At 71.0% G+C, this 24,600-nt stretch carries 22 protein-coding genes; 3 read left to right on the top strand and 19 right to left on the bottom strand.

What is annotated here, in order from left to right:
* Position 1: 1 nt before the first annotated feature.
* A complete protein-coding gene (locus tag VZQ01_RS41330; RefSeq protein WP_426746392.1) occupies positions 2-826 on the bottom strand; it encodes a hypothetical protein in 825 nt (274 codons plus the stop codon).
* 161 nt (positions 827-987) lie between these two features.
* On the opposite strand from VZQ01_RS41330, the gene VZQ01_RS41335 reads away from it, so the two are divergent.
* On the top strand, positions 988-1,680 hold the full coding sequence (locus VZQ01_RS41335; RefSeq protein ID WP_141332434.1) for a GspE/PulE/PilB domain-containing protein: 693 nt from the start codon (positions 988-990) through the stop codon (positions 1,678-1,680).
* A 15-nt stretch (positions 1,681-1,695) separates the two neighbouring features.
* Here VZQ01_RS41335 and VZQ01_RS41340 read toward each other — a convergent pair whose 3' ends face one another.
* The 6 genes from VZQ01_RS41340 to trpS all read right to left on the bottom strand — a co-directional run bounded on the left by VZQ01_RS41340 (position 1,696) and on the right by trpS (position 11,535).
* Positions 1,696-3,714: a cyclic nucleotide-binding domain-containing protein gene (locus VZQ01_RS41340; RefSeq protein ID WP_426746393.1), complete on the bottom strand. Its 2,019-nt coding sequence runs from the start codon at positions 3,712-3,714 to the stop codon at positions 1,696-1,698.
* Positions 3,714-5,834 (bottom strand): HEAT repeat domain-containing protein, encoded by a 2,121-nt coding sequence (locus tag VZQ01_RS41345; RefSeq protein ID WP_426746394.1) that lies wholly within the window; start codon positions 5,832-5,834, stop codon positions 3,714-3,716. The genes VZQ01_RS41340 and VZQ01_RS41345 overlap by 1 nt, the downstream gene beginning before the upstream one ends.
* Positions 5,835-5,917: 83 nt before the next feature.
* Positions 5,918-8,461, bottom strand: a complete 2,544-nt coding sequence (locus tag VZQ01_RS41350) for a pseudouridine synthase (RefSeq protein WP_426746395.1) — start codon at positions 8,459-8,461, stop codon at positions 5,918-5,920.
* A gap of 24 nt (positions 8,462-8,485) precedes the next feature.
* The gene (gene scpB / locus VZQ01_RS41355) at positions 8,486-9,469 is read right to left on the bottom strand and encodes an SMC-Scp complex subunit ScpB (RefSeq protein ID WP_223748610.1); all 984 of its coding nucleotides are present in this window, start codon (positions 9,467-9,469) and stop codon (positions 8,486-8,488) included.
* Positions 9,456-10,325, bottom strand: coding sequence for a segregation and condensation protein A (locus VZQ01_RS41360; RefSeq protein WP_141332429.1), 870 nt, complete (start codon positions 10,323-10,325; stop codon positions 9,456-9,458). Before VZQ01_RS41360 ends, scpB begins: the two co-directional genes overlap by 14 nt.
* A gap of 163 nt (positions 10,326-10,488) precedes the next feature.
* Entirely contained in the window at positions 10,489-11,535 is a 1,047-nt protein-coding gene (gene trpS, locus VZQ01_RS41365) for a tryptophan--tRNA ligase (protein WP_223748612.1), read from the bottom strand.
* A 282-nt stretch (positions 11,536-11,817) separates the two neighbouring features.
* Between trpS and VZQ01_RS41370 the strand changes: the two genes are divergently transcribed.
* Positions 11,818-13,002 (top strand): DUF4388 domain-containing protein, encoded by a 1,185-nt coding sequence (locus tag VZQ01_RS41370; RefSeq protein ID WP_426746396.1) that lies wholly within the window; start codon positions 11,818-11,820, stop codon positions 13,000-13,002.
* Here VZQ01_RS41370 and VZQ01_RS41375 read toward each other — a convergent pair.
* From VZQ01_RS41375 to VZQ01_RS41410, 8 genes are all read right to left on the bottom strand, one after another.
* Complete coding sequence (locus VZQ01_RS41375) at positions 12,906-13,562, bottom strand: Uma2 family endonuclease (protein ID WP_426746398.1); 657 nt, start codon at positions 13,560-13,562, stop codon at positions 12,906-12,908. The two genes, VZQ01_RS41370 and VZQ01_RS41375, sit on opposite strands and share 97 nt — an antisense overlap.
* A 128-nt stretch (positions 13,563-13,690) precedes the next feature.
* Positions 13,691-14,617, bottom strand: coding sequence for a site-specific tyrosine recombinase XerD (gene xerD / locus VZQ01_RS41380; RefSeq protein ID WP_248542681.1), 927 nt, complete (start codon positions 14,615-14,617; stop codon positions 13,691-13,693).
* 66 nt (positions 14,618-14,683) lie between these two features.
* Positions 14,684-15,634 carry a hypothetical protein gene (locus tag VZQ01_RS41385; RefSeq protein WP_223748616.1) on the bottom strand — a complete coding sequence of 317 codons (951 nt, stop codon included), beginning with the start codon at positions 15,632-15,634 and terminating at the stop codon, positions 14,684-14,686.
* A gap of 60 nt (positions 15,635-15,694) precedes the next feature.
* Positions 15,695-16,306, bottom strand: a complete 612-nt coding sequence (locus VZQ01_RS41390) for an L-threonylcarbamoyladenylate synthase (RefSeq protein WP_223748617.1) — start codon at positions 16,304-16,306, stop codon at positions 15,695-15,697.
* Between the two features lie 35 nt (positions 16,307-16,341).
* Positions 16,342-17,640, bottom strand: a complete 1,299-nt coding sequence (locus VZQ01_RS41395; protein ID WP_223748618.1) for a cation:proton antiporter — start codon at positions 17,638-17,640, stop codon at positions 16,342-16,344.
* Positions 17,637-18,857, bottom strand: coding sequence for a sodium:proton exchanger (locus tag VZQ01_RS41400; protein ID WP_426746399.1), 1,221 nt, complete (start codon positions 18,855-18,857; stop codon positions 17,637-17,639). The genes VZQ01_RS41395 and VZQ01_RS41400 overlap by 4 nt, the downstream gene beginning before the upstream one ends.
* A gap of 32 nt (positions 18,858-18,889) precedes the next feature.
* The gene (locus tag VZQ01_RS41405; RefSeq protein WP_046713755.1) at positions 18,890-19,228 is read right to left on the bottom strand and encodes a hypothetical protein; all 339 of its coding nucleotides are present in this window, start codon (positions 19,226-19,228) and stop codon (positions 18,890-18,892) included.
* Positions 19,229-19,266: 38 nt separating this feature from the next.
* Entirely contained in the window at positions 19,267-19,716 is a 450-nt protein-coding gene (locus VZQ01_RS41410; RefSeq protein ID WP_141324348.1) for a general stress protein, read from the bottom strand.
* Between the two features lie 354 nt (positions 19,717-20,070).
* On the opposite strand from VZQ01_RS41410, the gene VZQ01_RS41415 reads away from it, so the two are divergent.
* Entirely contained in the window at positions 20,071-20,811 is a 741-nt protein-coding gene (locus tag VZQ01_RS41415; protein WP_255653314.1) for a TVP38/TMEM64 family protein, read from the top strand.
* Positions 20,812-20,866: 55 nt separating this feature from the next.
* Here the strand turns inward: VZQ01_RS41415 and VZQ01_RS41420 are convergent, their stop codons facing one another.
* The 4 genes from VZQ01_RS41420 to VZQ01_RS41435 all read right to left on the bottom strand — a co-directional run bounded on the left by VZQ01_RS41420 (position 20,867) and on the right by VZQ01_RS41435 (position 24,535).
* Entirely contained in the window at positions 20,867-22,078 is a 1,212-nt protein-coding gene (locus VZQ01_RS41420) for a proprotein convertase P-domain-containing protein (protein ID WP_426746400.1), read from the bottom strand.
* 71 nt (positions 22,079-22,149) lie between these two features.
* Positions 22,150-22,926: a hypothetical protein gene (locus tag VZQ01_RS41425; protein ID WP_426746401.1), complete on the bottom strand. Its 777-nt coding sequence runs from the start codon at positions 22,924-22,926 to the stop codon at positions 22,150-22,152.
* A gap of 77 nt (positions 22,927-23,003) precedes the next feature.
* Complete coding sequence (locus VZQ01_RS41430) at positions 23,004-23,948, bottom strand: patatin-like phospholipase family protein (protein ID WP_426746402.1); 945 nt, start codon at positions 23,946-23,948, stop codon at positions 23,004-23,006.
* Positions 23,949-24,061: 113 nt separating this feature from the next.
* Positions 24,062-24,535 (bottom strand): phosphoribosylanthranilate isomerase, encoded by a 474-nt coding sequence (locus tag VZQ01_RS41435; RefSeq protein WP_426746403.1) that lies wholly within the window; start codon positions 24,533-24,535, stop codon positions 24,062-24,064.
* Positions 24,536-24,600 lie beyond the last annotated feature (65 nt).

Consider the following 24,600-nt stretch of genomic DNA (forward strand, 5'->3'; position numbering starts at 1 on the left):
CTCAGGGGTCCGGGTCCGGCAGCTCGCCCGGCGCCAGCTCCGGGTCGGGCGGCTTGGGCGGCTCGACGAAGGTGGGCGCGACGGCGTCGGGAGCGGCGGGGCCCGGAGGCGCCGCCACCGAGGGGCCGCCGCGACGGTCCCTGGGCGTGAGGTCCTTCACGAACTCGAGCGCAACCTGGTCCAGCAGCGTGGTGAGCGCCTGGCGGAACAGGTCCGGGTTCTTCCCCACCTTGAACGGGTCCAGGTGCTCCGCGCCCGCCTCCACCTGGTCCACCTCGAACGGGTGACGCCACACCTCCGAGCGCCCATCCAGCGTGAACATCCGGCCATAGCCGCGCAGGAAGGCACCCGCGTGGCCCTTCTTGCTGCGCATGCCGTACTCCTGCACCACGAACTCGACGATGGTGTCCGCCCCCAGCGGCGTCACCAGGTCGTAGTCCGGAGCGTTCGCGGGGACCTCCTCCACCAGGAAGCTCTCCAGCACGGACGCCACGCGCGCGGGGTCCACCGTGTACGTCCACGGGGCCTCGCGAGGCAGCTGCGTCAGCGTGTTGACGCGCAGCCGCTCGGAAATCTCGAAGCGCGTCACCGCCTGCTGGAGCTTCACGGTGAGCCGCCGGTCCGCCTCCACGGGCTCCAGCTTCTTGAGCTTGTCGCCGTACGCGGAGTCTTCGCGGAATACGAAGCTGCGAGGTCCCGCGCCGTCCTCGATGCGGGAGATGAAGGCGGGGCGGCGCACGCGGTCCAGGTCGGCGCCGGCGAGCCGCTGCGACGCACAGCCGGCGCAGAGCGCCAGCGCGAGAAACGGGAGAAGGCTTCGCGTCATGACCTGAGACTTACCCCATTGCGGGGCGGCCCGCCCCTTCCGGGCCCGTGGCGCCGCCCTGCCCTCCCGCCGAGCCGTCCGCTGGTATGCTCCCGCGCGTGAATCCTTCCTCCGTGGCACCCCCTCCCCCCGGCCGTAAGCGCCGGCTCGGGGAAATCCTCATGGATGCGGGTCTCCTGACCGAGACCCAGCTTCGCTCCGCGCTGGCCGAGCAACGCAAGTGGGGAGGCCGCCTGGGCCTCACGCTGGTGCAGATGCGCTTCGTGGACGAGAGCTCCATGGTGCACGCCCTGTCGCGCCAGCTCGCCATCCCCACGGTGGACCTGGATGCCCTGACGCCTTCGGCTCCGGCGATGCAGGCGCTGCGCGTGGACATCGCCGAGCGCTACACGGTGTTCCCCACCGCCTACGAGCCGTCGAGCAAGCTGCTCACGGTGGCCACGTCGGACCCGACGAACGTGGAGTCGCTCCAGGAGCTGGCGTTCCACACGGGCCAGCGGCTCCAGGTGGTGGTGGCCGCGGCCTCGTCCATCGAGCGGGCCATCCGCCGTCACTACCATGGGGAGATCACCTCCACGACGGCGTCGCCGCTGGCGTTCGGAATCGACGAGCAGACGTTCGAGCTGGCGCCTCCGTCCGAGTCGGCCGTGGAGCTGATGCCCGCCCCGCGCGCGTCGGGCCCGTCGTCCGTCCGGGAGGGTGAGCTCACGCAGCAGGTGGAGGCCCTCACCCAGAAGGTGACGGACCTGGAGCGCATGGTGGCGCAGCAGGCGCGCTCGCTGCGCGCCATGCTGGAGCTCCTGGAGACACGGGGCCTCGTCACCCGCGACGACTACCTCGCGAAGGTGCGCTGAGGGACGAGGCCCGGTTCAGACGAGGATGAGGTCCTCGTCGCCGCCCAGGGCCTCCACGCCGAGCACCTGCTCCGTGCGGCGAAGGCGCTCGTCGGTCAGCTCGGAGATGAGCACCAGGATCTGAGGGTGGCTGGAGATGAGCGCGTCGAAGTCGGCGCGCGGCAGTCGCAGGAGCGTGGTGTGACGCCCCGCGGTCACGGTGGCCGTGGCGGGGGTCTTCTGGAGCAGGGAGATTTCGCCGAAGAGGTCTCCCTCCTTCAGCCGCGTGAGCAGGTGCCCGTCCTTGTGCACCTCCACCTCGCCCGAGAGCAGGACGTAGAGCCCGTCCGTCTGGTCCCCGTCGCGGATGATGACGTCACCGCGCTCGACGTCGCGGGCGCGGAAGCGCTCCACCAGCGTGCGCCGGTCCTTCCGGTTGAAGGGCCGGAAGAGCGCGGAGGTGTTCATCACGTTGGTGAGCAGACGCTGGCGCACGAACTTCTTCAGGGCCGCGGCCACCTGCGGATGGCTCCGGGAGAGCGAGGCCAGGACGGGCGCGGAGATCTCCAACAGCTGCGTGTCCTCGGAGGCGGCCTCCACGGAGGCGGTGCGCGGCGCTCCGGAGAGGATGGCCATCTCGCCGAAGAACGCGCCGCCCTCGAGCACCGCGAGCTCCACGCGGCGCTCGGCGTCCATCCGGAAGACGCGGGCCTGGCCCTCGCAGATGACGTAGAAGGCATCGCCGTGGCTGCCCTGCTCGATGATGCGCTCCCCCACGCTGAAGCGGCGCAGCGGGCAGCGCTCGAACAGCTCGATGAAGGCGTCGCGAGGCAGGTCCGAGAACAGCGGGATGGTCGGCAGCGCGTCCAGAGAGGGCGCGTCGGTGATGACCTCCTCGGTGAGGCTGAAGACCTCCTCCTCGTCGCTGACGGCGGCGCTCCCGGCCCGCTGATTCAGACCGGCCTGGGCCGCGAGCTCCACGGCGTGCAGCAGGGAGTCCGCTTCGAGCTCCAGCTCGGTGAAGGACGACGGGCGCGGCGGCACCGCGCGCAGCGATGCGCCCAGCTCGCGGGACACCTCGCGGAACGGGACGGCGGTGGCGCCCGCGGGGGGCGTGACGTCCGCGCGGCGCGGGCGCAGGCCCGGAGGCGCCGAGGGCGGGTCGATGAGCGTGGGCGTCGGCGGGAGGCCGGGCTCCATCGCCTGTGCATCCGCGATGGGCGAGGACAACGCCTTCCACTTCCCGCTCACGGGGGACTTCGCCGCGGGCACAGGTGCCGAGGGGGGCGTGATTCGCTGCGGGGTGCGCGGCGCGAGTCCTGGAGGCAGTGTGCTCGCCGTGGGGGGCGCACCCGGCTCGGGCTCGCCCACGACGACGTCGAAGCCTTCATCCTCGGAGGCGGTGCTCGAGGAGGGCGACGGTGCCATCGAAGCCCGTGCCACGGCAACGGTGCTCGAGGGGGAGAGGCCCGCTTCGGCCCATCCGGTGCTCGACGGCTCGACGTGGGAGGACGGTGCCTCGTCATCGTGAGGGGCGGGCTCGGCTTCCTGCCCCACGCTCACGGAATGGACGACGACCTCCTCCGCGCTGGAGGTCGTGGAGGACGTCTCGACGGAGAGCTCGAGTCCATCCGATGCGTCGCCCGACACCGGTTGCGGGGACGGCGCGGGGCGCTCGGGCGGCGGCGGCGCGGAGAGCGCGCTGCCCATGGGGCCTCGGGCCCGGGCGCCCACGGGCGTGCCTCGGCGCGCGTAGAGGTTCGCCAGCATCTGCTGGACGCCCTGGTGGCTCGGGTCCAGCTCGAGGATGAGCTTGCTCGCGGCGATGGCGCGCGGGAGGAAGCCCTCCTTGGCGAAGCCCTCGGCGGCGGACTGGTACGCGGCGACGGCGCGCTCGCGCTCCCCTGCCTTCGCCCAGGCGTCACCCATGCGCAGGCGCGACTGGTGGTCCTTGGGGTCGAGCTTGCAGAAGTCCTCGTACAGCTCGGCGGCCTTGGAGAAGCGCCCCTTGGTGAAGGCCGCGGCGGCGCTGTCCTTGAGCTTGCGTGCTTCCATTACCGAGCCCCCTCCGAAGCCGTGCCCCCCTTCGCCAGCGCCGCGCCCGCCGCGTCACGCACGGTCCGGAAGTAGTCGCTCTTGAGCGCATCGAGGAACTCCGAGTGCGTCGTCGCGCCCATGCGCTTGAGCGCCGTGGCCGCCGCCGCGCGAATCTCCGGCAGGTCGTGGAACAAGTCCCTCGCGACCACGTCGGCCGCCTGCACGTCCCCGATCGTCCCGAGCGCCAGCAGCACGTCGCGCCTCGCCACGCTGTTGGTCTCGTCGAGCGCCTTGATGAGCGTGGGCACCGCGTCCTTCGCCTGGATGCGCGCGAGCACCACCGCCGCGAGCGCCGCCTCCGGCCCACCCTCCTTCACCACGCCCTGGAGCACCGCCGACGCCGACGCCGGCACCCCGGGGCCCTTCGCCAGCGCGTCCAGCACGAGCAGCTTCTCGCCGCCCATCTTCGGCAGCGCCTCCAGCAAGGCCACCTGCCCCGCCTCGCCCGACTCGGCGAGCGCCTGCGCCAGCGTCTTCTGGAGATCCCTCTCGGGCTCGAAGATTCCCTCGCGAGCCACGGCCACGCCCTCGGCGCCCAGGCGCGTCAGGCCCACGAGCGCCGCCGTGCGCAGGGGGATGCTCGGGTCCTGGCTGTATCCCTTGAGCAGCTCCAGGGCGCCCGGCGCGCGCAGGGTCCCCAGCGCGCGAATCAGCGTCGCCAGCGGGACGAGCCGCTCGGCCTCCACGTCGTCGAACAGCTCGCTGGGCACGCGGGGCTTGACCACGGTGCGGCCCGCGTCCTTGGCCCGCTGCGCGTTGAGCGCCTTCACCCGCTCGAAGAGCGAGGCGTGGCGGGACGCGCGCTCGTCATTCGGCGAGGCCGCGACGTGCGGGGAGGTCGTGGCGGACGGGTCGAACCCGGCGCCGTAAGTCTCGGGGAGCTTCTGGGTGACCCAGTCCGAGCGCAGCGCCTCCAGCCCCTTGGCCTCCTGCTCGTAGAGCTTCTGGAGCTGGGGCACGACGGACGCGTCGCCCACCGCGGCCACGGCGTCCACCGCGAGCATGCGCAGCGTGGCATCGTTCTGGTTGAGCCACGGCATCACCTTCGCGAGCAGCGGCTGGGCCACGGGGCCGAGCCCGGCGACGGCCTGGAGCCCGCTCGCGGCGGTGGCGGGACGCGCCAGGCGCTCGCCGATGGGGTCCAACGGGCAGCCGCCGCGGGTGCGCATCGCCAGGGCCGCCGCGAGCGCGTCGGACGGGGCACCATCGAGCGCGACGGCGCACAGCGCGGTGTCGGTCTCCGGCGTGCGCGGGAAGGACAGGATGGCGTCGATGGCCAGAGGGCTCACCGCGCTCTTCTCCACGGCCACGGCCTGGAGGCGCGGCGCGGCGGCGGGGTCCTGCAGCTTGCTCAGCGCGATGATGGCGGACTCGCGCAGCTCCGGGAAACTCTCGTCGAGCAGCAGCGCGATGTCGCCCACGGCCCGCTTGTCACCCGCGTCGCCCAGGCCGCGCACGGCGGCGGCGGCGAGGATGACCTGGCTGTCTCGGACCAAGGGCAGGAGCCGATTCACGGCCTCGGGACGACCGCTCTTGCCCAGCTCCTCGGCGGCGCCGACGCGCTCGGGGAGCTCGCCTTCGGTGAGCGTGAGGAGGTTGCGGTCCCACTGGCCCTTGGCCTCGGCGGCCACGACTTCCGCCATGGCGCCCGGCACGTTGGCGTTCTTGAGCGCCTGGACGATGACCTGGCGGGTGGTGCGCCCCCGGCGCCCGTACTGGAGCGTGAGGTAGGCCTTGGCCTTGTCGTTGCGCACCTTGGAGAGCGCCATGGCCGCGCGGCCCTGGACCTCCTCGTCGGAGTCCTCGAGCAGCTCGCCCAGCAGGTCGACGACGCGAGGATCCTGACTCTCGCCGAGCGCGACGGCCGCCTCCGCGCGGACGATGGACGCCAGGTCCTTGGCCGCGCGGGTGAAGAGGATCAGGTCATCGGGATTGCCCTGTCCGGCGAGCTTCTTCACCGCCAGGGCGCGGACCTCCGGTCGAGGACTCTGGAGGTCTGCGAGGAGCTGGTCCCGGCTCCCGTTGCAACCGAGGACCAGGGCCAGCATGAGGATGTAGGGGCGTGCGCCGGTTCGCATCGGTCTCCGCTGAGGGAAACGGTGGAAAAGTCGCGGGGGGTTATATCAACACCCCCCTTGTCGCCCAATCCGCCGTGTGGTCCTCAGCGAGGACGGCGAGGTCCCTTGGAAGGTCCGCCGGACCGGCCGCCGCGCGGAGCCTGAGCGCTCCAGCGGGGCTTGGAGCCCGATTCCTTCTTCTTGCCCCAGTCCTGGAAGCCCTCGGACTTGCGACCGTCCGTGGGAGCGGCCCCTCGGGCGCCCGCGCGGACGACTCGCTCACGGGGAGCGCCACGGTCGTCGTAGGGGGCCCAGCTCTTCCCCTCGCCGCCTGCTCCCTTGGCGCCCCTGCCGCCGGGCTTCGCGCCGAAGCCGCGACCCCGAGGGCCAGCGCCCTCCGCGTCACGGGGACCCCGAGACGGACGCCCCTCGGCGCGGCCGCGCGGAGCGGCCTTGTCGCCGAATGAACGACGCGCCGGGCCACCCGCGCTTCGCGCACCACCGAAGCGAGGACGTCCCTCTCCGCTGGACTCACCGCCCGCGGCACCGCCGAAGCGGGGACGGCTCATGCCACTGGATGCGCCACGGGACGCAGCGCCGCCGAAGCGAGGACGGCCTTCGCCGCTGGGCGCGCGATCGGAGCTCCCGCCACGGCCGAACCGGGCTTGGCCCGTACCACCCGCACCACGAGGACCCCGAGGACGATCCTCGCTCCCGGCGCCGAAGGACTTGCGCGCCGGGCGATCCTCGCCGGCACCGAAGGCCTTACGGGCCGGACGATCCTCGCCACCCGCGCCGAAGGACCGACGGGCCGGACGATCCTCGCCACCCGCGCCGAAGGACCGACGGGCAGGACGATCCTCGCCGGCACCAAAGGACTTGCGAGCCGGACGATCCTCGCCGGCGCCGAAGGACTTGCGAGCCGGACGATCCGCTCCACCCGCGCTGAAGGACCGACGGGCAGGACGATCCTCGCCACCCGCACTCCACTCCTTACGGGCAGGACGTCCCGCGCTGCGGGCACCACCCTCGTCGTTGGAGCCCCACGTCTTGCGAGCCGGACGTCCCTCACCGCGGGCACCCTCGTCGCCGCCAGCGCCCCACGTCTTGCGTACGGGGCGGCCCTCGCCACCCGCGCTACGAGGACTGTCATCGCCGCCCCAGGACTTGCGAACCGGACGACCTTCGCCTCCGGCACCAAAGGACTTGCGAGCCGGACGGCCCTCATCACCGCCGAAAGACTTACGCGCCGGACGACCCTCGTCACCGCCGAAGGACTTGCGCGCCGGACGGCCCTCATCACCGCCGAAAGACTTACGCGCCGGACGACCCTCGTCACCGCCAAAGGGCTTGCGCGCCGGACGACCCTCGTCACTGCCGAAGGACCTACGCGCCGGGCGGCCCTCATCGCCGCCGAAGGACTTACGAGCCGGGCGATCCTCGCCACCGGCGCTGAATGCCCTACGGGCCGGACGGTCCTCACCACCCGCACCGAACGACTTACGAGCCGGACGCCCCTCGCCACCAGCGCTCCGAGCGCCACGAGGCCCCTCGTCACCGCCGAACGTCTTGCGCGCCGGGCGCCCCTCACCGCGAGCGCCCTCGCCCCACTCCTTCCGAGCAGGACGACCGAAGCGCGACGCACCACCTTCCGCACGCGGTCCACGCGAGCGCGGAGCATCCCCGCTCCCGAACTCCTTGCGAGCCGGACGACCCGCGCCCGCACGGTCCCGGCCGAAGCGCGCGAGCCCCGAGCCACCCTCACCCGCCGGCTTCCGCTCCGCACGGGCCGCGGGCTTGCGGCGCACCGGCGCCGCGTCATCGTCCATGGCCAGCTCGTCCTCGTCCGACTCATCGAAGCCCGGCGCCGCGCGACCATGGCGCCGAGGCGGCAGCCGCAGGTCCGACGACGGAGGCGACGCCTTCCCGTCGGCCACCTCGTTGAGCAGCTCGACCTCCGCCTTCTTCAGCGGACGCAGCTCACCCGGACGCAAACCCTCCACGCCCACGCCCGCGTAGGCCGGACGGAACAGGCGCACCACCGGGTGCCCCACGGCGGCGCACAGCCGCTTGATGAGGTGCGGACGGCCCTCCGCCACGACGATCTTCAGCCACGTGTTCTTCTCGGCGGCCTCGAACACGCCCACCGACACCGGCGTGGCCATGCCGTCCTCCAGCCGCACGCCGCCGCGCAGCTTCTCCAGCGTCGGCACGTCGGGCTGGCCCTTCACCTTCGCCAGATATGTGCGAGGCACCTGGAAGCTCGGGTGCGTCAGCTTGTGCGCCAGCGCGCCATCATCCGTGAACAGCAGCGCTCCCTCGGCGTCGTAGTCCAGCCGGCCCACGGGGAACAGGCGCTTGCCCGTCTCCTCCACGTAGTTCGCCACCGTCGGGCGCCCCTGGGGGTCCGACAGCGTGGTCACCACGCCCACGGGCTTGTAGAGCAGGAAGTAGGACGATTCGTCCGGCGGCGTGACGAGCTTGCCGTCCACGGAGACCAGGTCCGTCCCCGGCTCCACCCGGCTTCCCAGCTCCGTCACCGTCGTGTTGTTCACCGCCACGCGGCCCGCGGTGATCAGCTCTTCTGCGTGCCGGCGCGAAGCAACTCCCGCGCGGGCCAGGTACTTCTGTAGTCGTTCGGCCGCCATTACTTCCCCTTCACTTGCTGCCCGTCACTCGGGCTTCTGCCCCTCGGTGCCCGTCTCGGGCTTGGGGGCTGTGTCCAGGACACTGGAGCTGGCCTTCTGTATCTGGTCAGCCGCCGCCATGGCTTCCTCCAGGTCCTCCAGCGCGGCCTCGCTCGCCGCCGCGCTCTTCTCCATCCGCTTCGTGAATCCCGGGTCGGAGAGTGCTTCCACCGTCCCCGCCGCTGCCGGTGCGGGTCGTACTTCTTTCTCCACGATTTCGCGATGCTCCTGCGTGAGCTCGTGGAATTCCCGCAGCGTGGGCAACGCCGACAGGTCCTTCAGGGCGAAGAACTCCAGGAATTCACGCGTAGTGCCATAGAGGATGGGTCGCCCCACCTCCTCGCGCTTGCCCAGGATCTTCACCAGCTTGCGGTCGATCAACGCCTTGAGCACGGCGCCGCAATCCACGCCGCGGATGTCCTCCAACTCCGGCCGCGTCACCGGCTGCCGGTACGCGATGATGGCCAGGGTCTCCACCGCCGCCCGGGTGAGCCGCTGGGGCTTCACGCGCAGGTAGCGCCGGACGTACTCGCCCGAGTGGGGGTCCGTGCGGAACTGCCAGCCGCCGGCCACCTCGTACAGGACGATGCCGCTGATGCCGTCCCGGTGGATGCCGGACAGCTGGTTGAGCGCCTCGGCGATGAGCGTCTGCTCGATGCCGGTCGCCTGGTACAGCTCGTCCACGGACAGGGGGCGCTCCGCCACGAAGAGCACGCTCTCGATGACCGTCCGGACGCGGTCCTGCGACAGCTTGCGGCTCTTGGAGACCAGCTTCTCGAAGGAGGTCTCCAGGTCGGGCGTGGACTCGGAGTCCTCCTCGATGGCCGCCGCTTCCACCTCGTCCAGCTCGTCCGCCGGGCCGGGGCCCGTGACGGCCGCCAGCTCCTCCTCGGAGAAGGGGCTCGGCCCTCCGGACGCGGCGGACTCCTCGCCGTCTCCGCCTCGGGAGCCTTTCCTACCGGTAGTCACTCTCGTCGACCTCCGTGGGGGCCAGCCGCTCCAGGGCATCCCCGTTGGGCAACAACAGGATGGGCCCGAGCGGCTCGTCCTGTACCACACGGATGAGCCGGCGTTTCACCATTTCCAGAACCGCCAGGAAGGTGACCACAATCTCCTGGCGGGTGGGCGTGTCCTCCTCGTTGAACAGGCTCTCGAAGAGGACCTGTCCCTGGGGACGCAGCCGCCCGACGATGCGCAGGATGGCCTCGGAGAGGGTGATCTTCTCCCGGACCACCTCGTGCTGGACCTTGGGCGTCAGCCGCTCCAGCACCCGGTCCAGCGCCTCGATGAGCTTGAGGACGCTGAACTCCTGCAGGCCCACCTCCTCCTCGGGGATGGGCACCGCCTCCACCGGGACGCTGCGCGCGAACACGTCCCGGCCCAGGATGTCCTGGCGGGCCATGTGCTCGGCGGCGTCCTTGTACTTCTGGTACTCGAGCAGCCGGCGGACCAGCTCCGCGCGGGGGTCCTCGGGCTCCTCCACCGCCGCCAGGGCCTCGCCGCCCTCGGGCACCGCCACCGCGTCCTGGCGGGGCAGCAGCATGCGGCTCTTCAGGTGGGCCAACGTGGACGCCATCACCAGGAACTCCCCGGCGATGTCCAGGTTGATCTCCCGCATCCGCTCCAGGTGCTCCAGGTACTTCTCGGTGATGAGCGCCAGGGGGATGTCGAAGATGTCGACCCGGTGCTCCTTGATGAGATGGAGCAGCAGGTCGAGCGGACCCTCGAAGTTGGGTAGCGCGACGCGGAAGGCGTCCGCCGGGGTCCGGGGCGGGGCGCCTTCGCCGAGGCCTTCATCGGCCGATGTCGGGCGGCCGTCACTCACCGGCGTGTTCCTGGCGGCCCTTCTGGCTGTCGGTGGCTGCTGGTCATCACGCAAGGGCCCGGATTCGCGTGATTCGAGCGCGAACCGGGGGACACACCTCCTTAACAGTGGGTCCCAGGTGGGTCAAACAAACGGCGGTAAACACCCGTTCAGGCCCGGAACCTCACGGGATGCCCACCGCGCGCCGGACCTTGTCCATCAGGACGGAGGCCTCCTGGCGGGCCCGCTGGGCGCCATCCTGGAGGATGCGCTCCAGCTCCGCCGGGTCGCCCGCCAGCTCGGCGTACCGCTGACGGGCCGGTCCGAAGGTCGTGTGGAAGGCCTCCAGGAGCTTCTTCTTGTACTCCCCGTAGCCCTTCCCTCCCGCCCTCCACGACGCGTCCACCTCCGCGAACTCGGACGCCGGCAGCATCAGCTTGAGCAAGTCGTAGAGCGGCACCTCGCTGACGAGCGACGCGTCCGCCGGCTTGCCCTCGGGCACCGGCTTGGGCGCCTCCACCGGCGTGGAGTCCGTCTTGATGGACATGATGCGCTTCTTGATCTCCTTCTCGTCCCCGAACATCTCGATGGTGTTCCCGTAGGACTTGGACATCTTCTTGCCGTCCACGCCGGGCACCGTCTGGGTGGCCTCCTGGATGCGGGCCTGGGGCAGCTTGAGGATGCCGGGCGCGTGGCCGCGCTCCTTGCCGTCCGGGTCCGCCGGGTCGTAGCCCTTCACGTACTCGGTGTTGAACTTCACCGCCCAGTCACGGGCGAACTCCACGTGCTGGATCTGATCCTTGCCCACCGGGACGAAGTCCGTGCTGTAGAGCAGGATGTCCGCCGCCATCAGCACCGGGTAGGCGAAGAGGCCGAAGTCCGGGCTGATGCCCTTGGCCACCTTGTCCTTGTAGCTGTGGGCCCGCTCCAGGTGCGCGTGCGGCACCACGGTGCCCAGGATCCAGTTGAGCTCGAGCACCTCGCGCACATCGCTCTGGCGGAAGAGCACCGCCTTCTTCGGGTCCACCCCGAGCGCCAGGTACGCCAGCGCCGCCTCGCGGGTGAGCTCCAGCGCGAGCTTCGCGTCACGCACCGTGGTGAGCGCGTGCAGGTTGGCGATGAAGTAGTACGCCTCGCCCTCTTCCTGGAGCTGCACGAACTGGCGAATGGCGCCGAAGTAGTTGCCGATGTGCAGCTTGCCGGAGGACTGCACGCCTGAGAGGGTCCGCATGTCGGGTTCCGAGTCGGGAGTCAGCGCGCAGAGTCGTTTTCGCGCGTTTTGTGTTCTGCAGCGTCGAGGTGGTTCGCACACCCGCCGCGCCCCTGCAATCTTCCGTTCAGTCGCGGGCACTCCCCGGGCCTGACGCCCGCCCGCCGCGAGCCCTCGTGGAAAATTGCGGCGCGCACGGAAATCCTGAGTGATTCCAGGCGCTTGCGGTTGAGCGCCGGTGGGTGGAGCGGTACCCTGACCGCCACACCTGCGAGCAACCTCACCTCGGGAGGACAGACCGGCATGGAGTCATTCAAGGGAAGTCTCGCCAGCTATCGCCTGCAGATGGTGATGCCGCCGTTGTTCTCGACCGCGGGGGTGGAAGGCACCCTGCGCGTGGAGCGCGGAGCCATCCGGCGGTGTTTCCAGGTGAAGGACGGCTTCCTGGTGGGTGAGAGCTCGAATGACCCCCGCGAGCACCTGTCCCAGGTCCTGGTGAACCTGCGCATCCTGGATGCTCCCCGGGCCGCGGCGGCATTCGAGGCGGCGGAGGGCGCGGGCACCCCCTATGGCACCTTCCTGGTGCAGCGCTGCTTCGTGGAGCTGCCCCGCCTCATCGAGGCGATGGAGCACAAGGCCCGCGAGGCCCTCTTCGACTGCTACGGCTGGGAGTCGGGCGAGGTGGAGTTCACCCCGAAGCTCCCGCCGTCCTCCCGCGCGGTGGGGTTGAAGCTCGCGCTGAACAGCCTGCACCGCGACGCGGTGACGCGGCTGCGCGAGTGGTCCGTGTTCCGCGAGGTCTTCCCGCACCTGGACGCCACCTTCAGGGTGTTCCGCGAGTTCGCCGTGGAGACCTTCTCCGAGGAGGAGGACAAGCTGCTGGAGCTGGCCGCGGGCGGCGCCACGCTGGGGGAGATGCTGGCCACGGCGAAGGAGGCCCCGCTGTTCGCCGCGCGGTGGATCCTCCACCTCTATCGCCGGGGCGCCCTGGCGCCGCGCCTGCCCAAGGGCCCCAGGCTGGGAGAGGCCGCGGAGCTGGCCGAGCTCCTGAACCTGGTGAAGCGCTTCCTGGAGTCGGGCAAGTACGACCACGCGGTGGCGCTGGCCGCGCAGATCCTCGAGCGAGGCCCCGTCCCCGAGGCCCACGCCCTCTACCGCGAGGCCGAGGTCCGCCTGACGCTGGCCCTGAGCGACGAGCTGTTCGCTCTGGACGGACGGCTCGTCTTCGAGCCCATCCCCCGCCCCACCCCGTCGCAGCTCACTGCGGATGACCTCTACCTGTACTCGAAGCTGCGAGGCAGCCGGAGCATCCGCCAGGCGCTGCGCACCGCGGCCATGGGCGAACTGGCCGCGTCGCGTTCGGTGCACCGGCTGATGGCCTCCGGGCTCATTCACGTCGCGCCCCTGCCCGGCTCCGACGCCACCGCCGAGGCACGCCGCACCAGCACGGACCCCTTCGGCGTCCCCGCGGTCAACGTGGGCTCCTGAAGCCAGAGCTCCCCCAGGTCCAGGACCACCGCGTCGAAGGGCTCCGCGCGCATCAGGGCGGAGCCCTCGTGCACCCCCACCCGCGCCCAGCCCCTGTTCCCGCGTCGGTACACCTCCAGGCGACACCGGGCCGGGTCGATGAGCCAGACATGCTCCACGCGGGCCTGGTGATACGCCTGCATCCGAGAGGAGAGCTCCCCGCTCCGTGGCGAGAGCACCTCGCAGACCCAATCCGGGGCGGGCGTGAGCCAGGGTGCCTCAGGCTCGGGGGGCTCCGGAACCTCCGCCCGTCGCCAGGCCGCCAACGGGGGCACGACGACGCCCGACTCCAGGTGGAGCTCCGGCGTCTCCAGGAACCACCAGCCCCCCGGACCACCCCGGGCCCAGTCGAAGGGCCGCACGAGCAGCGCTCCCAGCCGATGCACCAGCGGATTCAGGTCCACCGCCGCGCGGGGCATGGGCGCGGGCCACAGCGCCTCGAGCGGCTCCGCCACCCATGGCAGGGGCGGCGTCTCGATGTCCTCATACGTCCTGGGCTTCTTTCCTCGGATGTCTCCCACGCCTGCCTCCGTCGATGGGACGCCCAGCGTCCCTCGCGTGACACCCCACCCCACAGGGTGTCGACCTGATACGTAGGCAGTCTAATGCCCGGTCTGACATGTCGGGTCCACCGACCCCACCGTCGCGGCTACGACCCCGTCTTGCGCTTCTTCTTGGGGGTGAACGCGTCGCTGCGCGGGTGGAACTCGTCGTAGACCGAGCGCAGCCGGGCGCTGTTCACGTGCGTGTAGATTTGCGTCGTGGCCAGGTCCGCGTGACCGAGCATCTGCTGCACGGCCCGCAGGTCCGCGCCGCGCTCCACCAGGTGCGTGGCGAACGAGTGCCGCAGCTTGTGCGGAGACAGCGGCTTGAGGATGCCCGCCTTCAAAGCGTAGCGCTTGATGAGCTTCCAGAACCCCTGCCGGGTGAAGCCTGAGCCCCGGGGCGTCACGAACAGCGCCCGCGCCTCGCGCCGTCCGAGCATCGCCGGACGCGAGGCGGCCAGGTACTCGCGGACCTTCTCCACCGCCACGCGCCCCAGCGGGACGACGCGCTCCTTGGCGCCCTTGCCCTTCGCGACCAGATACCCCGCGCTGAGCTGCACGTCGTTGACGCCCAGGCCGCACAGCTCGCTGACGCGCAGCCCCGTGGCGTAGAGCACCTCCAGCATCGCCCTGTCCCGAAGCCCCGCGGGAGAGCCCTCGTCCGGCGCGGCGAGCAGCTGCTCCACCTCCTCGAGCGTCAGGAACGAGGGCAGCTTGCGCGCCGAGCGCGGCGTGTCCACGTCCTCCGTCGGGTCCTTGTCCGCCAGCCGCTCCGCGACGAGGAACCGGTGGAAGCCGCGCAGCGCGGCCAGGTGTCGCGCCTGGCTGCGCTTGCCCAGGCCGCCCTTCGTCAGCGCCGACAGGTGCGCCGTCACATCCTCCTGGCGCGCCCGCGTCACGTCGTCGACGCCGCGCCCGCGCAGGTCCTCGAAGTACGCGGTGAGGTCCGCGGCGTAGGCATCCACCGTCTTGCCGGACAGCCCGCGCTCGGCGCGGATGAACGCGATGAACGCGTCGAGCAACCCTTCCATGGCCTTCAGGCTAGCGGAGCCTCGCGCCGAGGCAATCCAACGCCCCCAACTTCCCGGGCGCGCCCCTCAGCCATGGGGCCCGCCCGCCGCGCCCTCCGTCGTCGAGGCGCGCTCCAGCGCCTGCACCACCCACGGCCAGCCCACCAGGATGTTCCCCGGCGAGCGCAGGCAGGCATCCGCCACCGCCAGCACCTCCGCCGGCCGCGAGCGCACCGCCAGCGCCAGGTGCCGGCTCAGGAACGGGTGCGGCAGGTAGCTCAGGTTGTGATGGCGCACCGGCACCCAGTGCAACGTCGGGCGCCCCGTCCACCGCTCCACCGCGTACGCCACCGCCGACGCGAGCACCTCCAGCGCGTACAGCGGCAACCGGAACGCGCTCACCAGGAAGGCCACCAGCGCCGACGCCGCCACCGCGCCCGCGAACGACACGTTGGCCTGCCGGCTCCACACCAACATGGGCACCACGCTGGTGACGATGGCCGCCACCTGCACCCGCCACACCGACGGACCCCGCCCGCCGCTGATGCTCGCGATGCTGCCCACCGACAGCCCGGACACCATGCCCAGGCAGATGCCCACCGCCACCCCCGCCGCGCCCCCGAGCACCGGCCCGAAGGCCCCCGCCGCCGTCGCGTGCAACCCCACCAGCATGGACAGGCTCGCCAGGGAGCCCAACATCACCCCGGCCGCGAGCCCCGACACCTGCGCGAGGGCCAGCCCCACCGCCGAACAACACAACGCGGACACCGCCCAGCCGCCGCGAAGTGGAATGCCGGCACAGTACAGCCCCAGCCCCACCAGCCCCGTCACCAGCGGCGAGCCCACCACCAGCATCAACAACATCCGCCGGACGTAGAGCCCCGCGGCCCGGCCGCCATTGGCCTGCTCACGCCACAGCTGGCCGATGCGCCCCCCGGGCGCGAGGATTCCCGCCGCGCGGAGCCTGTAGTGCAGGTCCACCGGGCGGAACAACAGCAGCAATAGCAACCTCATCAGCGACGGAACCTGCTGCGGCATGTCCGTTCGCGTTGGCTCCGCGGCCCCTGATTCCACGGCGGCCCCCCTCTTGTTCGAGTTTCAGTCCTCCAGCCTACCCTTGCCCTGCCGGAGGATTTCAAGCGTGTCGCCGATGAGTGAAACCACTGTCGACGGTTCGTTCAATGTCACGCCTCCGTCGAGGATGAGCTCCAGGCCATGGCCGAACGCGTCCTTGATCTCCCGCGCGTCCGTGAGCGGCTCACCGTCCGTATTGCTCACCGACGTCGTCACCAGGGGGCGCCCCAGTGCACGCGTCAGCTCGCGCGCCAGGGGGGCATCCGGGACCCGGATGCCGACCTGCTTCTGCTTCGACATCATCAAATCGGGCACCAGCCGCGTCGCCTCGAGGATGAAGGTGAACGCACCTGGAGTGAGACCCTTCATCGTCCGATACGCGAAATTGCTGACGTGAGCGTAACGGGCGACGTCCGACAGGTCCGGGCAGAGGAAGGACAGGGGCTTCTTCTTGTCGCGTCCCTTGAGCTGGTAGAGCCGCTCGATGGCCTTCTTCGAGCCCAGGTCACAGCCCATGCCGTAGTACGTGTCCGTCGGGTAGGCGATGAGCCCGCCGCGCTCGAGCACCTCCACCGCGCGCTGGATGTGGCGCGGCGACGGGTGCTCCATGTCCACCTCGAGGATGGGTGCGGCCATGATTCGTGTGTCCCTCCTGCGTGCGGCCCAAAAGCCTACGCGGTTCCCTGTGCCTCGTCCGTCCTGACTTCGCCACTGGCCGTCAGTGCACGTCGCGTCAACACCGGGCCCACCAGCTCGTGCGCGGTGATCATCGCGACGATGAGCACCTCCACCTGGGGCCCGAAGGTCGGGAACGTGCGCGACACCAGCGCCGCCAGGCCGAACGTCACGCCCGCCTGCGAGATGAGCCCCATCCACAGGTACTCCTTCAGCCGCGGGTCATCCGTGGGGGCGAAGCGTCGACAGGCGAACCAGATGGCCAGCCCCCGGAGCACCACCAGGAGCAGCGCCGCCGGCCCCACCGTCATCAACGCGTCCAGCTTCAACCCCGCGCCCGCCGCCGCGAAGAAGAGCGCGAACACCGGCAGCCCCGCGCGCTGGATGGCGTGGTGGATGCGCTCCCCCTCGCGCTCGTCCAGGTTGGCGATGAGCGCGCCGGCCGCCAGCGACACCAGCAGCGGGGACAGGTGCAGCCGCGTGCCCCCCTCCGCCGCCGCGAAGGACAGTCCCACCAGGAACAGCGGCAGCTCCTGCTTCACTCCTCGCATGTAGAGGAGCATCACCACCGCGAGCACCCCGCCCACCACCACCGAGCCGAACAGCTCCCACCCCACCCCGCTCAACAGGCCCGTCACGTCCAGCCCGCCGCCGAAGCTCGCCCGCGTCACGCCGGCCGCCAGCGCGAACGCCACCATGACGAACAGGTCGCCGATGATGACCAGCGCCATCAGGAACTCCGTGAAGGAGCCCCGCGCGCTCGTCTCCTGGACGATGGCGATGGTCACCGTGGGCGAGAACGACACCACCACCGTGGACACCAGCGCACTCACCGCCAGCGCCTGCTGCCAGGACATCGGCGCCAGGAACGGCAGCAGCGGCTTGAGCGCGAAGGTCGCCCCGAAGCACACGGCGAACGTCACGCCGCACACCGCGGCGCACAGGAGCGCCACCCTCGCGCCCACGCGGCGGATGAGCCCCAGCCGCAGCTCCGTGCCGGCCACCAGCGCGATGAGGCTCACCGCGAGCCCCTTCACCAGGTCCAACCCCTTGACGCCCTCGCCCGGGATGAAGCCCAGCGCGTACGGCCCCACCGCCACGCCCACCAGCAGGTAGCCCGTGAGCCGGGGCAGCCCCAGCCCCTTGGCCACCTTGCCCGCGAACAGGCCGCACAAGAGCAGCGCGCCGGCCGCCAGCGTCACCGGCGTGCCCGCGTCCTCGCGCAGCACCTGGGCGCGGCTGATGATGGCCAGCAGCCCCACCAGGAGCAGCAACCGCAGCACCGCGCCCCTCATGTGGCCACCCCCACGCTCGCGGACTCCGGAGGCTCACGCGGCGGCGGTGGCGAGAGGACCTGGCGGAACGCCGGTCCCGCGAGCAGCTCGTTCACCACCGCGCCCACCACCACCACGTCCAACACCCGGCGCGCCAATGTGCCCGGCACCAGGAAATCGTATTCGGCCACCAGGCACAGCGCGAGCCCGCCCTGCGCGATGAGCGCGTAGCCCACCCGGGGCGGCAGCTCCAACACGCCCCGCGCCAGCCGCTGCGCCATCCGTCCCCCCACCACCTTTCCCAGGAACCGCAGCCCCACGAAGCCCGGCACCAGCGCCCAGGCCGCCCAGTCGCGCGTGTACAGCCCGCTGCCCACGAGGAACACCACCACCAGGAACACCGGCCGCTCCACCCGCCCCAGCGCGCGCGCCACCCGCTCCACCGTGCGCCCGCCCACCAGCGCCAGCGTCGCCCCACACGCCACGCCCGCCAGCAGCGCCGACACCCGCAGGTACGCCGCCGCGCCGCCCACGAGCGCCACCATGCCCAACGTCACCGTGGTCAGCTCCGCCGGGTCCTTCATCGCCCGCGTCAGGAACGCCAGCAACGCGCCGCACAGGACGCCCAGCAGCATGGCCAGACACACCAGCCCCAGCCCCTCCCCCGCGTTGGAGCCCGCGCCCAGCACCAGCGCCACCGCCAGCACCGCCAGCCCCAGCGCGTCGTCGAGCATCGTCAGCAGCGCCACGCCCAGCCCCCGCGCCCGGTCCATCCGCCCGCCCCGGTACGCCAGCACCGCGAAGTGTCCGGAGGACAGGCTCGCCGCCGCGCCCAGGAGCGACGCCGCCCCCACCGCCGCCACCACGGACGGCCGCGATGTCAGCATCAGGGGCACCACCAGCGGCACCGCCACGAACAGGAACGCCGTGCCCGAGTGCGCCAGCGCCGCCGCGTACACCGGCCGGGGCAACAGCCGCAGCAGCCGGGGCTCCAGGTTCAACCCCAGGATGACGCCCGCGGTGCCCAGCCCCAGCGCCATCACCGGGCGCATCAGCTGCACGTCCTCCGCGGACAGCACCCCCGCCGCCGAGGGCCCCAACACCACGCCGAACAACAGGAACAGGAATCCCCCCGCCGCCAGCCGCGCCAGCGCGGGGAAACGCCCCGGGTCCAACGCCGGACTCGATGCGAGCAGGGAGAGCGCCGCGATGGCGAGGAAGACGAGCAGCGCTTGCACGGGGCTTGCTTACACCGGCCTCGCCCCGCTCGTCACGAGCGCCGGTGGGTGGGGGCGGCGATCACCGGGAGGGCCACCAGCCGACCCATCGGGGGATCATCCGCGTCCATCTCCAGCTGGACACGTTGGATCATCCGCTCCATCTCCTCGGCCGACACGCCAGGGAGGGTGCTCACCAACAACACCCGGTCCTCGTCCGCTCCGAGGGCCAGACTGCGAAGCCCCGCGAACACGGGGACTTCGGCGGACAGCGCCGCGGCCGCGCTGCGAGCTCGGACCACCAGCGGCTCCGGGATTCCAAACTCCCGGAGCCGACGGATGGCTCGCTCGGTGCCTTCCACCTGCTCGAGGAACGTGATGACCAGGTACACGCGGGCCGTCTTACCGGGTCCGCGTGCCGTTGGCCACGCTACTCGTTCTGGCCGGGGCCCGCCGTCTCACCGGAGGGAGCCGCCGGAGGCGTGGAGCCCTCCTGCTGCGGCGCGGAGCCCTCCGGCGTCGCCGCCATCGCGGCCCGGGCCGCGCGCTTGCCCTCCTCGATGAGCTTCTTCACCTTCTGCCCACCCTTGCGGCCAATCTCCTCGTAGAAGTTCGGCCCTCGGGTGGCCTTGACCCGGTCGCCACCCTTCTTGCCGATCTCCTCGTAGAACTTGGCGCCGCGCTCGGCCTTCACCGTCTCGCCGCCCTTGCGGCCAATCTCCTCGTAGAACGAGCGACCTCGCTCCGCCTTCACCGTCGCTCCGCCCTTGCGACCGATGGTCTCGTAGAACTCGCGACCTCGCTCGTTCCGGACCGTCTCGCCACCCTTACGGCCCGCCTCGGCCACCGTCATGCTGCCCTTGTTGTCCTTGTCCGACATTGCGCCCTCTCCTCTCTTGGCTGCCTGCCCCCATCCCTCACCGCGATTGCCCCTTGCCTGAAACCTTGGGACGGAAGCGCCCCGATGCAAGCAAGCTCCGTACACCGCCAGCCGTTCTCGCCTGACCCACCACACCAAAACCCCAATGATTCCGGTGGGTTCGTCAAGCTCGCCCTGCTTACTTTCCCGGCGGAGGCATGCCCGGCAGGACGCTCTCTTGTTGAAAACAATTCCCTCCGCATTGCCGATTCCCGAACCGACACTCACTTTCATGCCCGCGGCGCGCGTTCTCGTGCCGCGGGGAGGCGTTGCGTGGCGCAGGGTGCGAAGACATGGCTTCGGGTCCTGGCCCCGATGCTCGTGTCCGTGGGTGGACTGTTGACGCTCCGGCTCCTGGGGCCGGACTTCATCGACCAGCGACATCTCTCGGATCTGCTGGCCCCACTGGGTGATGCGGCGCCTTTGGCATACATCGCCTTCCTCGCCGTACGTCCCCTGACGTTGCTGCCCGGGCAGCTCATGACCGCCGTGGGCGGGATGATGTTCGGGACGCTCGCAGCGACCCTCTATTCACTAACGGGCAGCTTCCTGGCCGCCATGTTGCTCTTCGTGCTGGCACGCAAGCTGGGGACCCGGCCGATGAAGCGCCTGGCCGGCGGCAAGTACCCGGCGCTCGTGCGCGCGGCGAAGCGCAACGATTTCCTCTTCTCGTTCACCATGTGCATCAACCCGCTGTGCCCCACCGACGTGATGCTGGCCGCGGCCGCCGCCAGTGGCGCGCGGTTCTGGCCCTCGGTGGCCGGGGTGATGCTCGGCACCATTCCCGGCACCTTCCTCACCGCGCAGTTCGGCAGCGGGCTGGCCCAGGGACGCACGGTGATGACCGCGGTGTCCGCCGCGGGCCTGGTCCTGTCGTTGGTGTTGGGCGTGTTCATCGGCCGTCGCTTCTACAAGGAGCTCAATGAGGCTCCGGAAGTCCCTTCACCGCCATCTGATGCGCGAGGGGATTCGACGGTTCCCGAGCTGCGGAGCGCGACGGCCGCGGCGGTGCCTGCCGCTCAGGCCAAGAGCAGCGGCGTCCCTGCCACGTATTGAGTGGAGGCGCGCGCGGGCGCGGACACCCGCGCGGCCCCGGAGGTTCCCTCCGACCTCAGTCCCAGCGGCTGGTGAGCTTCACGGACCACGAGCGGAGCGTGCCGCTGCCCTGCCCCGTGGGGTTGGAGATGCGCAGGAGCCACTTGCCGTTGATGGTGCCGTCGCGCGGGATGCCCCGCGTCACGGGGATGCGCGCCGGGGGCACGCCCTCGTTGGGGCCGTCCCACAGCAGGGCCGTCTCACCCCCCGGGTCCTCGAGCGTCAGCACCAGCCTCGACGGCTGGGCGTGCACCAGGTCCAGCTCCACGGTGATGTCCTCGGGCACGGTCGCGAGCCCCACCACGCCCACCGTGGACACCCAGGGCGTCGTCGTCGAGCCCGGCAGCGACAGGTCCGCGTGGTTCGTGAACGTGCCCGCCATCCACGACGGACGGCAGAGCCCGTCCTCCGCGCCGGTCTGGGGCCCCGAGCACGTCAGGCCCGCGGCACACGGACGCAGCACGGAGCAGCTGTCGCCGTCGCCCGGCATGTACGCCGTGTTGCGGCAGCGGCCGTAGGCGATGGGACCTCCGAAGGCCAGGCCCGTGCACGACAGGCCCGCCTGACACGTGTTCGGCCCGGTGCACGGGTCACCTTCCGGCGCGAGCGCGACGTGGTTCTTCAGCGCCCGCAGCCCCGCGCCATCCATGAACGGCAGGCGGGACAGCTCCACCAGGTGGTCGATGCGGCGCGCGTCGATGATGGTCTGCGCCTGGGCCGCGCTCAGGCCCACGGTGCCCTGCAGGACGTTGAGGGGCGCCGTGTTCGCGGCGGCGATGACCCGGCGGGCCTCGGCGAGGTTGAACGCGATGCCGTGGAAGATGCCGACCTGCTCGTCCAGCGGCATCTCCACGCGGCCGGTGCCCCGGACATAGGCCTCCAGCGCCTCCAGCGCGGCCGGGCCCACCTGCGGAACCGCGTCCACCTGGGCGATGGAGACGAAGTGGCGATCATCCGCCGTGGACTCGATGCCGTCCGGCCCGTTGCGGTACGCGACCAGGCTCTGCGCGGTGAGCGCGTTGAGCGGCACCTCGTTGTCCAGCACGGCCACCGTCGTCGAGCGGCTGTTGAGGAACGCCAGCACGCCCGTGGACGCCGGAGTCCCCGTCATCAGGGCCTGCGCGCGCGTCATCAGCACCGCGGCGGGCTTCTCGTCGGCGGGGGTTCCACAGCCCAACAGCATGGGAAGAATGGAAAGCGGTAGATACCGCATCAAGTTGAAGGTCATGGGAACCGTGTACATCAGGTGTCCGACGTAATCTTCAACAGAGACGTCACGAGTCGCCGGTCACGGCCCCTTCAGGTCGGCTTCAGCCTGGCGGCGCAGAAGAAGGCGCCCGCGGCGGCGGTGAAGGTGGTGGCGGCGATCCACCCGTTCGCGGGGAGCTGGAACAGGGCCATGGCCGCTCCGACTCCGGCCAGCGTCAGGAAGACGCGTCGCGCGCGGGCCCGGCCGCCGCGCCGACGGCCCGCGGTCACCGAGTAGAAGAAGGCCGCCGCGCCCGCGACGAACTGGGCGAACAGCAACCGGTAGGCCGAGTTCCGCACGAGCTCCTCATGGAGCTCCATGAGGGTGGGCGGCGCCGGGGGCTCGCCGGACAGGGCCCGGAGCGTCGCGTTGAAGCGGACGAAGAGCGCGTTCTCCGAGCCCATGGTCAGGAAAAAGAGCTGGACGAGGATGACCCCGAACAACGTCACGAGGAGGATGAGCCAGGGGACCGCGAAGCGCTGCCGTTGCCATTGGCGCAGGGCGTCGAGTTCCTCGGGTGTCAGCGTGAGCGCATCGGGGTAGCCCAGGCTCAGCAGCGCATGGGTGGCGGCGATGGTCGACGGCATCGTCGGCGTGCCGAGCCCCGCCAGGGCATGTGTCTCCAGGTAGGAGCGCACCAGCGTCGCGCTGCGCTGGGGGTCGGGCGCGGAGGGCAACTGGAGCAGCAGCGTGTTGATGTCCTCGGCCAGAAGCCCTCGCTCCTCCTCCGAGGCGCCTTGCGCCCGACGGACCAGGGCTTCGAGGCGCTCGGTCGCGGAGTCCTCCGCGCCAGGTCCGGACACCGCCACTCGCTGACGCTCACCCACCGTGTTCCTCCCGCGCCCCGGTTGCGGCAGGGCGGGAGGCATCGTAGCCAGCCGCCCCCACATTTCGAAATGGCGGCTCAGGAATGGAGGATGGGCTCCAGTTGGGCGGCGATGCGCGGGGGCATGCGCTCTCCGGGGCCCACGCCTGTCGGCCGCATCACCGCGCGGGCCCGGTCCTCGCCGTGGCGCAGGCGCATGCGAATCATCTCCGGGGAGAAGTCGAGCGTATCGCCCATGGGCGCGGTGGGTTCGATGACGGTGATGCGGCAATAGACATACGGCTTGCCGTCCGGGGCGCGGAGCGACGTCCCCTGCTCATGGGCCTGTCTCACCATGTCATTGATGCGCACGAAGACATCCACGTCGTTCATCAGGATTTCGTTGAGGGTGATGTCCGTGAGGCTCCGGCGGGCCACGTCCAGGATGTTGGCGGGATGGCGGACGGGCTCCAGTCGCGAGGAAGAACAGGCGATGACGACGATCTCCGTGGGCGCGTACCCGAGCGCGTCGCCCAGCGGCGTCACGTTGCGCAGGCCTCCGTCGACGATGGCCTGGGGACCGATGGGCTCCCAGATGACGGGCATGGTCGCGCTCTGCCAGACGGCGGAGAGGAAGTCGCTCGCGTCGCTCGACACCAGCTCGTATTGCCCCGAGGTGAGCGACACGCGGCCCACGTGGGCGGGGATGGCGAAGGGCCTTCCGGCGAGGTTGCGCTCGACCAGATCTCTCAAGGGCGTGTTGTCATAGATGCCCAGCTTGTTGAGCAGGCCGATGCGCAGGGCGACGACGAGCCAGGGGACTCTCCGGTACACGTCCGACTCGCGGAGGTTCATCCAGAGGTCCGTCAGGCGCTCGTACTCGCGCTGGGCGATGACGGCGCCGTTCAGCGCGCCCACGGAGACGCCGAAGACGCGCTCCCAGCGGAAGCCATGCACCTCACGCAGCACCCGCTCGGCGCCCACCTGGAAGGCGCCCTTGCCTCCACCACCAGACAGCACGAGCGTCGCGGGACGGTCCGACATGGGGCTACCTCGCTGGGGACGGTGGGAAGCGGGAGATAGGCAGGCTGGCGGAGGCCCGGTATCGCCCGAGGGCCCAGGCCCGCTGTCCTCCCCTGGGCCCTTCCCGCGTCGACTCAGCCTTCGGCGGCCCGCACCGCGCGCATGAAGCGCTGGAGCTTGTCGGCGTCGAGCGCCCCCGAAGTCCTCAGTCCGCTGCACACGTCCAGGCCGAACGGTCCCACGGATTGAATCGCCTCCGCCACGTTCTCGGGCTTGAGGCCCCCGGCCAGGAAGACAGGGACGGCGACCGCCTCACGGATGCGCCGGCTGAGGGACCAGTCGTGCACGCGGCCGGTGCCACCCAGCTCCTTCACCGCGAGGGACGGGTTGCCGGAGTCGAGCAGCAAGGCATCCACCTCGCGAGCGACGGCACAAGCCTCCTCCACGGACGCGGCATCGACGACGTGGACCACCTGCACCAGCTTCACAGCGGGCAGCGCCGCGCGCAGCCGCCGCAGTGTCTCCACCGGAAGGCTGTCGACGAACTGCACGGTGTTCACGCGGGTGCGACGGACCTGGGACGTCGGATGCGGTCTTCGCCGAGTCACGAGCGCTCGGAGTTCCTGCAACGTCGCGGCGAACAGCCGAGGGACTGGCACTCCCTGTCCGTCTG

The sequence above is a fragment of the Myxococcus faecalis genome (genome assembly GCF_050039385.1).
GTDB lineage: Bacteria > Myxococcota > Myxococcia > Myxococcales > Myxococcaceae > Myxococcus > Myxococcus fulvus.

Coding starts and splice junctions, on each gene's coding strand:
- VZQ01_RS41330 (WP_426746392.1), bottom strand. CDS start 826: ATGACGCGAAGCCTTCTCCCGTTTCTCGCGCTGGCGCTCTGCGCCGGC.
- VZQ01_RS41335 (WP_141332434.1), top strand. CDS start 988: ATGGATGCGGGTCTCCTGACCGAGACCCAGCTTCGCTCCGCGCTGGCC.
- VZQ01_RS41340 (WP_426746393.1), bottom strand. CDS start 3,714: ATGGAAGCACGCAAGCTCAAGGACAGCGCCGCCGCGGCCTTCACCAAG.
- VZQ01_RS41345 (WP_426746394.1), bottom strand. CDS start 5,834: ATGCGAACCGGCGCACGCCCCTACATCCTCATGCTGGCCCTGGTCCTC.
- VZQ01_RS41350 (WP_426746395.1), bottom strand. CDS start 8,461: ATGGCGGCCGAACGACTACAGAAGTACCTGGCCCGCGCGGGAGTTGCT.
- trpS (WP_223748612.1), bottom strand. CDS start 11,535: ATGCGGACCCTCTCAGGCGTGCAGTCCTCCGGCAAGCTGCACATCGGC.
- VZQ01_RS41370 (WP_426746396.1), top strand. CDS start 11,818: ATGGAGTCATTCAAGGGAAGTCTCGCCAGCTATCGCCTGCAGATGGTG.
- xerD (WP_248542681.1), bottom strand. CDS start 14,617: ATGGAAGGGTTGCTCGACGCGTTCATCGCGTTCATCCGCGCCGAGCGC.
- VZQ01_RS41385 (WP_223748616.1), bottom strand. CDS start 15,634: ATGCCGCAGCAGGTTCCGTCGCTGATGAGGTTGCTATTGCTGCTGTTG.
- VZQ01_RS41390 (WP_223748617.1), bottom strand. CDS start 16,306: ATGGCCGCACCCATCCTCGAGGTGGACATGGAGCACCCGTCGCCGCGC.
- VZQ01_RS41395 (WP_223748618.1), bottom strand. CDS start 17,640: ATGAGGGGCGCGGTGCTGCGGTTGCTGCTCCTGGTGGGGCTGCTGGCC.
- VZQ01_RS41410 (WP_141324348.1), bottom strand. CDS start 19,716: ATGTCGGACAAGGACAACAAGGGCAGCATGACGGTGGCCGAGGCGGGC.
- VZQ01_RS41415 (WP_255653314.1), top strand. CDS start 20,071: ATGCTCGTGTCCGTGGGTGGACTGTTGACGCTCCGGCTCCTGGGGCCG.
- VZQ01_RS41420 (WP_426746400.1), bottom strand. CDS start 22,078: ATGACCTTCAACTTGATGCGGTATCTACCGCTTTCCATTCTTCCCATG.
- VZQ01_RS41430 (WP_426746402.1), bottom strand. CDS start 23,948: ATGTCGGACCGTCCCGCGACGCTCGTGCTGTCTGGTGGTGGAGGCAAG.